The sequence below is a fragment of the Neobacillus sp. DHD-1R genome (genome assembly GCF_057747995.1).
This window is the reverse complement of the sequence record NZ_CM173232.1, coordinates 5,122,962-5,136,707: the sequence shown is the minus strand read 5'-3', so window position 1 is coordinate 5,136,707 and position 13,746 is coordinate 5,122,962. Positions and strand designations below refer to the sequence as shown.

13 protein-coding genes are annotated in these 13,746 nt (G+C 39.4%); 9 read left to right on the top strand and 4 right to left on the bottom strand.

Going from position 1 to position 13,746, the window contains the following annotated elements:
• Positions 1-326: 326 nt before the first annotated feature.
• Positions 327-1,817 (top strand): degradosome RNA helicase CshA, encoded by a 1,491-nt coding sequence (gene cshA, locus AC3ANL_RS25280; RefSeq protein ID WP_488327036.1) that lies wholly within the window; start codon positions 327-329, stop codon positions 1,815-1,817.
• Between the two features lie 46 nt (positions 1,818-1,863).
• Here the strand turns inward: cshA and AC3ANL_RS25275 are convergent, their stop codons facing one another.
• The 3 genes from AC3ANL_RS25275 to AC3ANL_RS25265 all read right to left on the bottom strand — a co-directional run bounded on the left by AC3ANL_RS25275 (position 1,864) and on the right by AC3ANL_RS25265 (position 5,913).
• A complete protein-coding gene (locus tag AC3ANL_RS25275; protein ID WP_488327035.1) occupies positions 1,864-2,982 on the bottom strand; it encodes a GerAB/ArcD/ProY family transporter in 1,119 nt (372 codons plus the stop codon).
• 223 nt (positions 2,983-3,205) lie between these two features.
• Positions 3,206-4,369: a Ger(x)C family spore germination protein gene (locus tag AC3ANL_RS25270; RefSeq protein WP_488327034.1), complete on the bottom strand. Its 1,164-nt coding sequence runs from the start codon at positions 4,367-4,369 to the stop codon at positions 3,206-3,208.
• Positions 4,366-5,913 carry a spore germination protein gene (locus AC3ANL_RS25265; RefSeq protein WP_488327033.1) on the bottom strand — a complete coding sequence of 516 codons (1,548 nt, stop codon included), beginning with the start codon at positions 5,911-5,913 and terminating at the stop codon, positions 4,366-4,368. The genes AC3ANL_RS25270 and AC3ANL_RS25265 overlap by 4 nt, the downstream gene beginning before the upstream one ends.
• Positions 5,914-6,059: 146 nt before the next feature.
• Between AC3ANL_RS25265 and uvsE the strand changes: the two genes are divergently transcribed.
• From uvsE to AC3ANL_RS25250, 3 genes are read left to right on the top strand one after another with little or no spacing between them, the layout of a single operon-like run.
• On the top strand, positions 6,060-7,043 hold the full coding sequence (gene uvsE / locus AC3ANL_RS25260; protein WP_488327032.1) for a UV DNA damage repair endonuclease UvsE: 984 nt from the start codon (positions 6,060-6,062) through the stop codon (positions 7,041-7,043).
• Positions 7,044-7,091: 48 nt separating this feature from the next.
• Positions 7,092-7,571 carry a PH domain-containing protein gene (locus AC3ANL_RS25255; RefSeq protein ID WP_488327031.1) on the top strand — a complete coding sequence of 160 codons (480 nt, stop codon included), beginning with the start codon at positions 7,092-7,094 and terminating at the stop codon, positions 7,569-7,571.
• Positions 7,561-9,021, top strand: coding sequence for a PH domain-containing protein (locus AC3ANL_RS25250; RefSeq protein ID WP_488327030.1), 1,461 nt, complete (start codon positions 7,561-7,563; stop codon positions 9,019-9,021). Before AC3ANL_RS25255 ends, AC3ANL_RS25250 begins: the two co-directional genes overlap by 11 nt.
• A 7-nt stretch (positions 9,022-9,028) precedes the next feature.
• Here AC3ANL_RS25250 and AC3ANL_RS25245 read toward each other — a convergent pair whose 3' ends face one another.
• Entirely contained in the window at positions 9,029-9,598 is a 570-nt protein-coding gene (locus AC3ANL_RS25245) for a rhomboid family intramembrane serine protease (protein ID WP_488327029.1), read from the bottom strand.
• A 251-nt stretch (positions 9,599-9,849) separates the two neighbouring features.
• On the opposite strand from AC3ANL_RS25245, the gene acpS reads away from it, so the two are divergent.
• From acpS to ndoA, 5 genes are all read left to right on the top strand, one after another.
• Entirely contained in the window at positions 9,850-10,197 is a 348-nt protein-coding gene (acpS, locus tag AC3ANL_RS25240) for a holo-ACP synthase (RefSeq protein ID WP_488327028.1), read from the top strand.
• Positions 10,198-10,408: 211 nt separating this feature from the next.
• A complete protein-coding gene (locus AC3ANL_RS25235) occupies positions 10,409-11,422 on the top strand; it encodes a LolA family protein (protein WP_488327027.1) in 1,014 nt (337 codons plus the stop codon).
• Between the two features lie 219 nt (positions 11,423-11,641).
• A complete protein-coding gene (gene alr / locus AC3ANL_RS25230) occupies positions 11,642-12,805 on the top strand; it encodes an alanine racemase (RefSeq protein ID WP_488327026.1) in 1,164 nt (387 codons plus the stop codon).
• Between the two features lie 184 nt (positions 12,806-12,989).
• Positions 12,990-13,271, top strand: coding sequence for a CopG family ribbon-helix-helix protein (locus tag AC3ANL_RS25225; RefSeq protein ID WP_007083557.1), 282 nt, complete (start codon positions 12,990-12,992; stop codon positions 13,269-13,271).
• Positions 13,272-13,275: 4 nt separating this feature from the next.
• Complete coding sequence (gene ndoA / locus AC3ANL_RS25220; protein WP_007083556.1) at positions 13,276-13,626, top strand: type II toxin-antitoxin system endoribonuclease NdoA; 351 nt, start codon at positions 13,276-13,278, stop codon at positions 13,624-13,626.
• The last annotated feature ends 120 nt before the right edge of the window (positions 13,627-13,746 follow it).

The following is a 13,746-nucleotide window of genomic DNA, read 5'->3' as shown; positions in this document are numbered from 1 at the left end:
AAAGGACGATTAATTAAGGGCATACTCTTAGTGAGAATGTCTTTTTGTATGGAAAAGGTGCGGAGCGACGTAAAAGCGAATCATTAAATTCAATCGGAGTGAAAAAAATCCATTTCAGACGATGAATGCAATGAAGCTCGGCTTTAAGCACACCGCTTTTATTATATTGGTGTATTACTCCAATCAAATTCATTTCCATGCGTGAGTTGACAGTTGAGACTCATGTTGGTTGTTTTGGTAAAATAAAGAAGTAACTATTACCGCATTTTGATGCGTATGTATATTCAGCACAAAAATTTTCAAATAGATGAAGGAGAATGAAAACATTGACAAAGTTTGAAGAACTAGGCCTAAGTCAGGCCACTTTAAAAGCTGTCCTCAGTATGGGGTTTGAGGAAGCAACACCAATCCAGTCAGAAACTATTCCATTGGGGTTAAAAGGTATTGATTTGATCGGGCAGGCCCAAACTGGAACAGGTAAAACTGCTGCTTTTGGAATTCCGTTGGTGGAAAAGATTGACACTAAAATGGATGCCATCCAAGGAATTATTATTGCACCAACACGTGAGTTAGCTATTCAAGTATCGGAAGAACTTTATAAAATCGGTTCAGGTAAAAGAGTTCGCGTCTTGCCAATTTACGGCGGACAGGATATTAGCCGTCAAATCCGTTCATTGAAAAAAGCTCCTCATATCATTGTTGGTACACCTGGACGGGTATTAGACCATATTAACAGAAAAACAATGCGCCTTGATACGGTTAATACCGTAATTCTTGATGAGGCAGATGAAATGTTAAACATGGGATTCATCGAAGACATTGAATCGATCCTTGCAGCGACACCGGCTGAACGACAAACATTGCTTTTCTCTGCAACCATGCCGGCTCCAATCCAAAGAATGGCTGAACGGTTCATGAAGGAACCGCAAGTTGTTCGTGTGAAAACGAAAGAATTGACCATGCCTTCCATTGAACAATATTATCTTGAAGTGCAAGAAAGAAATAAATTTGATGTATTAACAAGACTTTTGGATATCCAATCACCAGAATTAGCAATTGTGTTTGGACGTACGAAACGCCGTGTTGATGAATTATCAGAGGCATTAACTTTAAGAGGTTATACAGCAGAGGGTATTCATGGTGATTTAACACAAGCAAAACGTATGTCAGTTCTTCGTAAATTTAAAGAAGGAACGATTGATATTCTTGTTGCAACGGACGTTGCTGCTCGTGGTCTTGATATTTCAGGCGTAACACATGTATACAACTTTGATATTCCGCAGGATCCAGAGAGCTACGTTCACCGTATTGGACGTACTGGCCGTGCCGGTAAAAAGGGTATTGCCTTAACATTTATTACACCGCGTGAAAAATCCTATCTTGCTGTTGTCGAAAGAACAACGCGTCATAAGATGGAAAAAATGAAGGCTCCAACGCTTGATGAAGCATTAGAAGGCCAACAAAAAGCGGTTGTTGAAAAAATCGTTGCCACGATTGAATCAAATAATTTACATTATTATAAAGCTGCTGCACAAGAACTTTTAGAAGAAAATGATGCTTCAACCGTTGTGGCTGCAGTTCTTAAAATGCTTACAAAAGAACCAGATCAAACACCGATTAAGCTGACTGAAGAACAGTTACCGCAAAAGAGAGACAGAAAGCCATATGACCGTGATCGCAGAAGAAGAGATGATTCTAGAGGATCATATGCTGGCGGCGATCGTAACAGAAAAAAGGCACCAGCAAAGCCAAGAAGTGGTGAAAAAAGAACTGGTGGTAAATCTTCATCAAAACCAAGAACTTTTAATCATCAATAAATAGAAGAAGAGCATGGACCTTGGTTCCATGCTCTTTTTTTGCTTTTTAATTGTTAGAATGATTGTGGCTGCCTGACTTTTTTTTTACATAGTTCTTTGCGGTATCCATCAGGAAATATAACACTGGAATGAGCTCTATACAAAACGCATAAGTTGGAAAGGAATTTTCATATACATCAACAATATTAGCAAAATTCTCGGCCATATTTACTGACAGGGAAACCATGACAGCGGCTAAAGAAAAAGTTAATGGTCGATAATCTTTCATTCCGAATAAGTGTGAAAGAATTAAAACGGAAAGATAGAAGAAAAAACTTATTTTGATATAAACCATTGTCGACCAAATCGCAATTAAAAAAGGATCTAAGTTTTCAATAAAATCGGCAATGCGAATAAACCGGACCATTTCTAATACTGGAAAGGATAAATGTGAAATTAAATTAGGACCAAAAAGAAGTAATAAACAAAAAATGTATATAATAATCAAGCTAACAGTAAAAACAAACGCCCAAAAAATAGTTTTTAATGTTTTTTCCCTTTTCATAATATAGGGATAGATAAAAATCAATAAGAAAGCTTCGCCAAAGAAGGACGTAATAAAATAACTTCCCTGCCAAATCCCTTGGAGATTGTGGTGCGTAATAAAAGCCATCGACCGTTCCCATTTTAACTCTTTTCCAACAAAGAGTGTATTTAATGAAATGGCAAACATCGTGATAAAAAATAATCCTTGAGCCGATCGAAACAGCGTAATAATACCTAATCGGGCCATAATCGCGATAGCACTGCCAAATATCATCCCAACTGCCCAATTAGGGGTTTCTGGAAGATAGACTTGCACAATAAAATCTTCATATTCCCGTAAAACAAACGAACAAGCGTGAAGGCAGAAGAAGAAGACGAATCCCATAAGGGGAAGATGGATCCAATATGGAAAAATATCTTTCCCGTAAAAAGTAATAAATTCAGTAGGGCGTCGATTGGCAAGTTTTATCGCTGGATAAGCAAACCCTAATCCCACCAATCCACCAATACAAAGGACAAGTAAGGAGTCGTATTGTGACCTTTGAATGAGTTGGACGGAAGAAAATCCGATAAATGTGGAGTAAAAAAAAAGAATCAAAAAAAGTAAAATTTGATTTTGTGAGATACCCTCGATTTTCAACTATGATCCACCTATCCTAAAATTCTTTTTTGAAGGGGTTTAAATAATTCGATCAAGTCGTTTGGATTAAGTAAATTTTTAAAAAAGAACGTTGTCATACAGTAAAGAAAAGAAACACTCATGACTCCTAAGACAAGCAAGTAGGTTCTTTTTTTTCGTTGTCTATTTTTAAGATAATTCCACTCGTAAATGAAGATAATCATGAACAATAAAATGATGAGGATCATGAGCTTAGTTCACCTGTCCAAAATGGATTATTTTCGGTACCCCTGCGTTTTATCTGTAAATCAACATAAATATTTAGTTTAACTTTATCTTGATAAATCGTTTTCCAATTACCTTTTGCTCTTTTCCATATTTTTGGTTTATACCATGATAAATATTCACCAAATTGAAAAGCATCTGCACCAACCTTTTTAGTAGAAATAAAAGCAGTTTCAATTCTGTCTTTAATATCTTTTTCAGCCAGTATTTCTAATTTTTTTATATTTTTTTCATTCTTTAGATCTATACTAGAGTTCGTCTCTGAGATATCGTCTTCTACTTTGACGTGAACATCAAACGTATATGGTTCTGTTTTAGATGGACGAATTTTTGTTTTTGCTTGTAAGACAATTAAATTAATATCTTTATGATCTGTAGGGGATTGAATGGTAACTAGAGAGTTTTTGATCGTGTTTCGGACCCATAGGGCACCTCTTCCCTCATGAGAAGTTAATTTTCCTACCATTTTGTAATGACGGAATAAGGCTACTCCATTTGTCCCGACCCAAACGCCCTTTTTTCCTTTTTCACTAACCATTTTGCGTTTTCCTATTTTCAGGACGCTAACGACCATATCACCATTTTCTGATTCAAGAAAATCCTTTGCTGTTGTTGTTAAAGCAATTTGATTGTTGGTAAATCCTTTTAATATTCTCGTTTGCGCTTTTTCAAAGGCAGGAACCATATTGATAATTTCCTTTGCCTTTCCGGGTGTAATATACATGAGGATGTTTATGTTCAAACTTGGTTGACGGATAATAAATTCAAGTATTTTCTCTATCCCTTCCTCGGCCATTTTACCGCCAATAACCACAACCTTTGCTTGCCCCCAACTAATTTTTCTAGGTAAATCCATCTGTGCTTTATGGAAGGCTTGTGATATATTGGCTCCTGAATAGGTTACTGTTGCATATGGATTTCCTAATGATTGAGCAGCACCTGATTGTCCTGTCGTAAGCCGATTCGGGAGTGGAAAGGTTAAGGTTAATTCGATCTGACCGTTTTTTCCTTTATCGACTAAAAACGCGGAAATAAAGGCTCGATCATTGATTTCCACACGAGACCAACACCCAGTTAAAAAAAATATACTCATGATCATGCTGCAAATGATGACTCGCTTCAATCTTTATCCTCCTCTGTCAACGGATACTTCATATTAGACCTCACTGAATCTGTCGTTCCAGTAAACGAAGGACGCCGTTTCATTAACCACCACGGGGCCCTTAATAACACATCCTTTAAATCACCCGTCCGCAATGGTGCGGTAGGCGCAAGATACGGCATTCCGAAAGAGCGGAGATGGACCAAATGGATATAAATAAACAGGCAGCCAATCATCAGCCCGAATATGCCGAAGGTACCTGATAAAATCATAATCGGAAAGCGGAGTAACCGAATCGTAAATCCTAAATCAAAATAAGGGATGATAAAGGAGGCAATTCCTGTTAAGGAAACAATAATCACCATAGGTGCAGAAATAATCCCTGCTTGCACGGCTGCTTGTCCAATCACTAATGCACCAAGGATACTAATGGCCTGTCCGATTGCTTTGGGTGTCCGAATTCCTGCTTCCCTTAGTGCTTCAAAGGATATTTCCATGATGAGTGCCTCCACCATTGCTGGAAATGGAACCAGATCTCTTGCAGCAGCCACACTTACTAATAAGTCGGATGGAATCATGACAGGGTGAAAGGTGGTCACTGCAATATAAAAGGAGGGGAAGAGTAAAGAAATGACTAAAAACAGCATTCGCAGCCAGCGAATAAAATTGCCGGAAATATAGCGTTGATAATAATCTTCCGGTGATTGAAGGAACATGTAAAAGGTAACAGGTACAATCAGTGGAATCGGTGTACCATCTACAAAAATAACGACTCTCCCTTCCATCAATGCTGCAGCAACGACATCCGGTCGTTCTGTCTTTTGTGATTGTGGAAATGGTGATAAAGGAAAATCATCGATACACTCTTCCAAATAGCTGCTTCCTAATACAGCATCCATCTTTATTCGACCTAACCGTTGTCTCACTTCCTCGATTAATTCTTGCTTGCAAATCCCATTGAGATAGCCAATCACTACTTTTGTTTTTGTGTATTTACCGAATTCAAGTTGTTCCATTTTCAAAGAGGGTGACTTAATTTTTCTGCGAACCAACGTAATGTTTGTATTAATATCCTCAACAAAGGCTTCTCTTGGCCCTCTGATTACATTTTCGTTGGCCGGTTCACTCACTGCTCTCTTATTAAAACTTTTCATGGGAAAGGCAAGCATTCTCTCATCAGCTTCGAAAAAAATTAAAATATTTCCTTCCAGGACGAGTTGAACGGCTTGCTGCATATCAGAAAGAATACTGCTTGACATGGAGCTGACCATTTTTAATTCAAGTATTTTATGAATAAAGTCTTTATGAGAGGAAGCAAAATCCTCAGATACTATATAGGATAGGACTTGTTCATCAAATAATTGCTGATCGACCATGTCGGTTAAATAAACGATTCCACACCGTGTTCGGTTAGCGGTTAATTCATGAAAAGATATATCTGAACATTGATGAAAGGATTGTTTCAGCCAATTGAGCCGGATATCAAAATCCTTCCCTAAGAATACCTGTTCAAGAGTGCGATTGCTTTGAGGGCTGTGTGTTTTTGTCTTTGAAAAAAACGGCATGATGTTTCACTCCACAAACTTTTTTATAGAATGCCCGTTATCTGAGAAAAATATTTTGTAGTTGAAAAAGATCAATGGGTCAGAATAACGATATAGCTATTTTGCTTGTTGAAAAAGGTTATAGAATGATACAGGAGTGAATAAACATGATTGTTAAACTAGGCTATGTAGCTATGAGTGTTGAATTGCAAAACGCCTCCCCCTCACAGACAATGACGTTTGCCCAATTCACAAAGATCAAGGACCGCGAGGCAGCGATAAGGAAATTAGAGAGAATTGCTGAATCAAACATAGAAAATTGTTTGCGCCTGCTAAAACATAATGCAGCCAACGATATTCATTTTTTTCGGTTGAGCTCTCGGCTTATCCCGCTTGCCAATCATCAGGACTTGCATGATTGGAATTATATGAAACCCTTAAAAGAACCGCTCCGAAAGCTGGCGAACTATCTAAAGGAACACCCAGCACGGATTGATTTCCATCCGGACCATTTTGTCGTCTTGAATTCACCCGAAAAGGATATATTAAAAAACTCGCTTAAGACACTTGCGATGCATGAAGCGCTTCTCAAAGGAATGGCCATTGATCCCGAACATCGATGTGTCCTCCATGTCGGCGGCGGGTATGAAGATAAAGAAAAAGCGCTGGAACAGTTTATTCATAATTGGGCCTTTATTAAGCCGACTATTCAAAAAATGATCATGCTAGAAAATGATGATACAACCTTCACAGTCAAAGACACGTTATACTTATGCGAAAAATTAGGTGTGCCAATGGTGTTTGATTATCACCACCATCTGGCCCATCATGAAGAGGAGGAGTGGCGATCAGATTGGGAAAGGATTATAACTACATGGACCCATTCACCATTGCCTGTTAAAATGCATATTTCTAGTCCCCGCTCGGAAAAAGACTTCAGAGCACATGCAGATATGATTGATCCCGAAATGTTCTTGCAATTTTTACATGGAATAAAGGGAACGGTACCAGAAATCCATTGTATGATTGAAGCGAAACAAAAGGATGCAGCCCTGTTTCAACTGGTTAAGGACTTAAAAGTACTGGCAAAATTGGAATGGATTGATCAATCTAGTTTTAAAATGGAAATGAGTAATGTTACATCCACATAAACTATGTATACTAAAGAGAAGACGAGTGTTTATGGAGGAGAGGCCAAATTGCTAGGTAAACCACAAAAACGTATTTCGAATAAAGCATTAACCGTCTGGCGAATAGGTGGTGTTATAAGATCCATTATTGGTTGGACGGTAACGGCAATTATCCTATTTATTCTACATATCTTTGAAGTCCCATTTTGGATCTCGATGATATTGATTGTGCTCGGAATAATCTTTCCATGCTTTCATATTTTTATATCTCCGGTGCTGCGGTGGAAGTCGTGGAGATATGAAGTACGGGAGGAGGAAGTTGAACTGGAGGAAGGCATATTTATCAAAACACGGACACTTGTGCCTATGATTCGAGTTCAGCATGTCGATACGGTTCAAGGGCCGATTTTAAGAAAATATAAGTTAGCCTCTGTCCTTGTTCACACGGCAGCAACCGCGCATGAAATTCCGGCTTTGGAAGAGGAAGAAGCAGAAGAATTGCGAGGTTACATTTCTAAATTAGCAAGGGTGGCTGAAGATGATGTCTGAACCGAAACGGCTTCATCCAATTGCCAGCATTCTTAAGACGGGAAAACGATTAAGGAACCTCATTATCCCAATGATTGTGGTAAACGTCTCAGGTGGACGCGATGGCAGGATTCCTTTACTCATAACCTTTATTCTTTCAGCAGTGGTCATTCTATTTACCTTCGTTACAGGGATTTTATCATGGTTACGGTATACCTATAGGTTTGAACAGGATGAGCTTCGGATTGAATATGGGATTTTTCTCCGTAAGAAAAGATATATTCCTTTTGAACGGATTCAGAGTATCAATGTAACCGAGGGGATTTTGCAGCGATTGTTTGGACTTGTTAAGGTGAAAATTGAAACCGCAGGCGGTGATGATGAGGCAGAAGCCGTTTTATCTGCGATATCAAAAGGGGAGGCCGATCGAATCCAAGCCTTTGTTCACGCTGCTAAATACCATCATCAACTAGAGACTGAGAGTGAAGTCGAGAGCCAGACCATTTTTAAAATTTCGAGACAGCAATTATTGGTCCTTTCGTTTACATCCGGCGGGATTGGTGTTGTGATTTCAGCCATATTGGCCATTTTTTCACAGCTCGACGATTTCATTCCCTATAAAAAAATATTTGGCGGTTTTGAAACGTTTGTCATTCATAATGTATTGATGATCATCGTATTTGTGTTTATTGGTTTTCTGCTTGTATGGATGATTGGGTTAATCATAACCATGCTGAAATATGCAAATTTCACCGTTGTGAAAAAAGAAAATGATTTAGTCATTTCACAAGGGCTGCTGGAAAAAAAACAGATCACCATTCCCTTGAAACGTATTCAAGCGATACGGGTTAGTGAAAATATGATTAGGCAAATGCTTGGCTATGGCACGGTTTATGTCGAAAGTGCAGGGGGATCTATTGCCGATCAAGAGGGTGCGAATGTCACATTCTTGCCAATCGTAAAGATTAACCAAATTCGCTCCATCCTCGAGCCCTATTTACCGGATTATTGTCTTACAACCACGTTTCAGCCTGCACCAAAACGGGCATTGTGGAGATATATTTTACGAAGTTGGTACATCGTGATTCCGATCATGATCCTCGCCCTTATCTTTTTAAAGCTCTGGGGCTTGCTTTCTTTAGTGCTTGTCGGGGTGGTTACGATCAGGGCAATCTTAAAATATCGTGCGGCTGGATGGAGTCTTGATCAGCAGCAGCTAAGCCTGCGATATCGGACTAGCAAACGGACGACGGTCTATATGAAGAAAAATAAGATTCAAAGTTTAGAGGCGAGAGCGAGTTATTTTCAGAAGAAACAGGATCTTGGTACGCTTGAAGCCAATGTGAAGTCAGGGTTTGGCAGTGCGGGAGGCAGTGTCATCGATTTGGAAAAGGAGGATATTGAGAGAATTTATAAATGGTATTCTTATGGAGAGAAAAACAGGGAGTTTTCCGAAAGAACTTCGGGGTAACTCCCTGTTATTGTTGACTCCAGAACCCAAGGATGGCGATGATGATAATCGCTGCCCAGACCAGCACTTTCACTGGCGACTGAAAGGACAGGTCCTTCCTTTTACTACTAGCCCAGGTAGTGGTGCTTCTCAACGAATCTGACAAGTCTTTTTTATTAAAGTAGGGGATGGCACCAAGTAAAAAGCCGCCTAGTAATCCAAAGAGATGGGCAATAATATTAATATTGGGTTGTATAAAGGTCAAAAGAAGGCTGACTACACTAAGAGTGAGAATAACCTGCGAGTTTTGGCGGGAAAGCATATGTTTCCGGAACATGATAATCGCAATATAATAGCCAAATAGGCCAAAGATTGCTCCGCTTGAACCAACATGGGTATAGGTTAACGGTTCTAGCATCAATGTTGCTGCATTAGCGATCAGACCGGATAAAAGGTAAACGAATAAAAATCGGCCGCTGCCAAGCAATCGTTCTAATGCTGGTCCAAACAGAATAAGGGAAAAACTATTAAACAACATATGTGAAAAACCGCTATGCATAAAAGTAGGGGTAATCAGTCTCCAAACTTCCCCTTCCATAATATACAGATTGACCCCCGAAAAATGTTCAAAAAACCAATAGTTGGGGAATATGGGTAAGATCGTGAACAGATATAATAATAGGTGAATGGCAACAATAATTGATACCATAGGAAAAAAGCGAATAAATTCGCGGAAGTTTTCGGTTCTAGTAAATATGGTAAACAACTCCTCTCCATACCATCATATACGGATTTGCGGTTCTTTACACTATTATGCAGACAGGAATTTAAATAGAAGGAAGATGTACAATGATTAAAGGGATTGGCATAGATATTATTGAACTTTCAAGAGTGCGTGACATTATCAACAGACAGGATAAATTTGTTGACCGAATCTTAACGTTGAATGAAAAAGAAAAGTTCACAGCTTTAACTGAAGCAAGAAAGGTAGAATTTTTAGCAGGAAGGTTTGCTGCCAAGGAGGCTTTTTCAAAAGCGATGGGCACTGGAATTGGCAAAGAGCTGTCCTTTTTAGATATTGAAATTCATTCGGATTCCATGGGAAAACCGTTTTTTGTGAAGCCGGTCATTCAAGCTCATTTGTCCATCTCGCATAGCAGAGAATATGCGGTTGCTGAGGTAATTATCGAGGAATAACCTTATATTTGCATACGGAGGCCATACGCCGCTGACCAGGGCGCTTGCACTTTTCTTTTAGCTTGGCAACTTGGTAAGCATAATCCCCTGGGTTGTCTCATATATTCATAGGGAAATAGGAGAGACAAGGTCAGCTATGGTTATAAAGCCTGATTCCTGCCTTTCTCTTCTTTGATAATCATATGAAATGAGACAAGAAGGGGTTGAAGGAATGAGGAAAAAGTTTTTGCTGCTCATGACGGGGCTGATGGTTATTTTGGTACTAGCTGCCTGTGGCTCAAAGTCACAAGATGATGTGGTGAAAGAACTAAAGAGTAAGCAGGATGACTTATCCAGCTATAAGGTTAATGCTAAAATGACGTTGAAAATGGGCTCGGAATCACAGGTGTACAAGGTAGAAATCTGGCATAAGGATCCTACTTTCTATCGGGTCAATTTGAAAAATGCTGAAAAAGATCAGAGTCAGATGATTCTAAGGAATAATGAAGGGGTGTTTGTGCTTACCCCAGCCTTGAATAAGAGTTTCCGTTTCCAAAGTGATTGGCCGCAAAACAGCAGTCAAGCGTATTTATACGAATCCTTAATCAAAGATATTGTCGCAGATAAAGAGGCCAAGTTCTCTTCAACCAAGGATCATTATGTCTTTGAAACAAAAACTCGTTATCAGAATAATAGTATGCTTCCATTCCAAGAAATTAAGCTTAATAAAAGTGATTTATCTCCTGCGGTAGTAAAGGTGATGGATCCGGACCGAAACGCTCTTGTGACAGTCGAGTTTTCAAAGGTTAAGTTTAATGCTGATTTCGACAAAGACGATTTCGATATGAAAAAGAACATGACACGTGCCCAGCTTAATTTACCAGCGATGGCCGATGGCGGCGATAAGGCCTTTACTGTTATGTACCCAACTTTTGAGCTGAAAGGAACGAAGCTGGTCGAGGAGAAAACGGTCAATATTGAAGATGGTAAGAGGGTTGTCCTCACGTATGATGGCAAAAAATCATTTACATTAGTCCAGGAAAAAGTAACGGCAAAAGTTGCTTCGACTACTCCGACCCTTATGGAGGGTGATATCGTTGATTTGGGTGTGACCATTGGGGCTGTTTCGGATCATTCCATTTCATGGTCGCATGGCGGTGTTGATTATATGATTGCCTCAAAGAACCTTTCGAAGGAAGAACTGATTGAGGTAGCACAATCTGTCCAAGGCGATGCAGTAAAATAACCTAGCAGACAGATATTAACTATACACGTTAATAGGAGTGCCTCAAGTCAAATGTCTCAACAGGCACTTTCATAGGATAATTGCAGGCTCCTTTGAATAGGAGTCTGTTTTTTGTTTTGGTAAATATATGCAATTTTATGATTGAGTCAAGAGGTGGAACGAAAGAACATCTTTTGTGGTAAAATGGTTTAATGTAATTCCAATTAGGAAGTGAAAAAAATGGTAGAGCAAGGTTATTTTTATCGAGATACATGGGCAGAAGTCGATTTAGACTGTATTGCTGAAAATGTCACCTCCGTAAAAAAACATTTACCACAAGATGTCGATATTTTTGCGGTTGTAAAAGCAAACGCCTATGGTCATGGTGATGTTCAAGTGGCAGAAACAGCATTGGCAGCAGGGGCAGCATATTTGGCTGTTGCATTTATGGATGAAGCCATTGCGTTAAGAAATAAAGGAATCGATGCTCCAATCCTGGTATTAGGTGCGACAAGACCTGAAGATGTTGGAGTGGCAGCACAATTTCAGTTTACCCTTACTGTTTTTCAAAAAGAATGGCTGCAGGAAGCGCAAAAACACCTGAAAACGGGTGAAAGAGTGGCACTGCATATTAAACTTGATACAGGTATGGGTAGAATTGGTGTGCGAAACCGTGAAGAATTAGCAGGCGTTGAGCAGATGATTCTAGAGGATGAACGATTCTACCTTGAAGGGGTCTATACTCATTTTGCCACGGCGGATGAACTTGATGTCCGTTATTTCCAGCAGCAATTAGCTTTATTTGAAGAACTGATCCGTACACTGAGAATAACTCCGAAATATATTCATTGTAGTAATAGTGCAGCAGCGCTGCGCTTTCCAAAAGCCTATTTTAACGCAGTTCGATTAGGTATTGCGATGTATGGATTATCGCCATCGATTGAAATGGAACCAGAAATTCCGTTTCCTTTGCATGAGGCATTTTCGCTCCGGACGCGGTTGGTCCATGTGAAAAAGCTGCACAAGGGGGATAAGGTGAGTTACGGTGCCACCTATGAAAGTGAAGGAGAAGAATGGGTTGGCACAATCCCAATAGGGTATGCAGACGGCTGGATTCGCAGGCTTCAAGGTCAAGAAGTGCTCGTAAATGGGAAGCGTTCGCCTATTGTCGGTAGAATCTGCATGGATCAATGTATGGTACGTCTGTCTTCTTATGTACCGGTTGGGACGACTGTCACGTTAATCGGTCAGCAGGATCATCAGTCGATATCCGTAAACGAAATAGCAGCTAAGCTTGAAACCATTAATTATGAAGTACCATGCATCATTGCCAATCGGGTTCCACGCCTTTATAAAAAGGGCGGTAAAATTGTCGATTTAAAAAATTATCTTCTCAACGATTAGTTGGCGTAAAAATAGAAATTAGAACATATTTATGATATTGCGGTAATTTATGCATAAAAGCATCTTTTATTGGCTTATAATACAGTAGAATTATATTTAGTCTATGAATTAGGCTTGATTAGTGTTATTATAAAAAATGGTACAGATGAAAAATGGTGTGTAGTGATGGTGGAGGTGTATGTTTGTGTCTGAATCTGGCGCAACTACGGAAATCTTAGTAAAGTTACCGCAACATCTTTTAACTGAGTTGGATGGCTTCGTTAAGCAAGAAAATGTAAACCGCAGTGAGTTTATTTACCAAGCAACAAAAATGTATTTACGCGAACGAAAAAAGAGACAAATTCGCGAGTCGATGAGACGTGGATACATGGAAATGGCAAAGATTAATCTCGGAATTGCATCAGAAGCATTTTTAGCAGAATATGAGGCAGAACACACAGTTGAACGTCTTGTAAGCGGAGGATAATCCTTTGATTGTCAAACGTGGTGACGTTTATTTCGCGGACCTATCCCCAGTTGTTGGTTCTGAACAAGGCGGTGTCCGACCTGTACTTGTCATCCAAAACGACATCGGGAATCGGTTTAGTCCCACAGTGATTGTTGCAGCGATAACAGCTCAAATTCAAAAAGCCAAGCTTCCTACTCATGTAGAAATTGATGCGAAACGCTACGGATTTGAACGAGATTCGGTCATTCTGCTAGAGCAGATTCGTACAATTGATAAGCAGCGGTTAACCGATAAAATCACTCATCTCGATGACGAAATGATGGAAAAAGTGGATGAAGCCTTGCAGGTAAGTTTAGGTCTCATCGAATTTTAGTTTAACATACGCTCTTTTTTAAAGAGCGTTTTTTCATACATATCTGCCTCTTGAACATTCTGCCTATGAGCAAGCTATTATAGCTTGCTTTTCTTTTGCAATGAAACGGTCATACACAGG

Bases quoted from the DNA above. Each gene is read 5' to 3' on its own strand.
- AC3ANL_RS25265 (WP_488327033.1), bottom strand. From the start codon at position 5,913: ATGCCGTTTTTTTCAAAGACAAAAACACACAGCCCTCAAAGCAATCGC.
- uvsE (WP_488327032.1), top strand. From the start codon at position 6,060: ATGATTGTTAAACTAGGCTATGTAGCTATGAGTGTTGAATTGCAAAAC.
- AC3ANL_RS25250 (WP_488327030.1), top strand. From the start codon at position 7,561: ATGATGTCTGAACCGAAACGGCTTCATCCAATTGCCAGCATTCTTAAG.
- AC3ANL_RS25245 (WP_488327029.1), bottom strand. From the start codon at position 9,598: ATGGAAGGGGAAGTTTGGAGACTGATTACCCCTACTTTTATGCATAGC.
- acpS (WP_488327028.1), top strand. From the start codon at position 9,850: ATGATTAAAGGGATTGGCATAGATATTATTGAACTTTCAAGAGTGCGT.
- AC3ANL_RS25235 (WP_488327027.1), top strand. From the start codon at position 10,409: ATGAGGAAAAAGTTTTTGCTGCTCATGACGGGGCTGATGGTTATTTTG.
- alr (WP_488327026.1), top strand. From the start codon at position 11,642: ATGGTAGAGCAAGGTTATTTTTATCGAGATACATGGGCAGAAGTCGAT.